The sequence below is a fragment of the Pedococcus sp. P1_H8 genome (assembly GCF_056405175.1).
On record NZ_JBFUCP010000119.1, the window covers coordinates 1 to 529 of the forward strand.

Consider the following 529-nt stretch of genomic DNA (forward strand, 5'->3'; position numbering starts at 1 on the left):
ACGTTGTTGAACACGTCCTGCGCGGTCAGCGACCAGCCGGAGGTCTGCGAGTGGGTACGCAGCGAGAGCGACTTCGCGCTCTTGGGCTCGAACTTCTCGACCAGCTCGGCCCACAGCAGGCGGCCGGCACGCAGCTTGGCCACCTCCATGAAGAAGTTCATGCCGATGGCCCAGAAGAACGACAGCCGCGGTGCGAACTTGTCGATCTCCATGCCCGCGTCCAGGCCGGCGCGGATGTACTCCACGCCGTCGGCGAGGGTGTACGCCAGCTCCAGGTCGGCCGTCGCGCCGGCCTCCTGGATGTGGTAGCCGGAGATGGAGATCGAGTTGAACTTCGGCATCTTCGCGCTGGCGAAGGCGAAGATGTCGGAGATGATCCGCATCGACGGCTTCGGCGGGTAGATGTAGGTGTTGCGGACCATGAACTCCTTCAGAATGTCATTCTGAATGGTTCCGGCGAGCTGCTCGGGCGTGACGCCCTGCTCCTCGGCCGCGACGACGTACAGCGCGAGAATCGGCAGCACCGCGC

At 64.5% G+C, this 529-nt stretch carries 1 protein-coding gene; it reads right to left on the minus strand.

The window, feature by feature from the left end; genetic code table 11:
- Positions 1-529: methylmalonyl-CoA mutase family protein (locus AC1DYG_RS19145; RefSeq protein WP_477641446.1), on the minus strand; the 529-nt coding region annotated here is incomplete at both ends.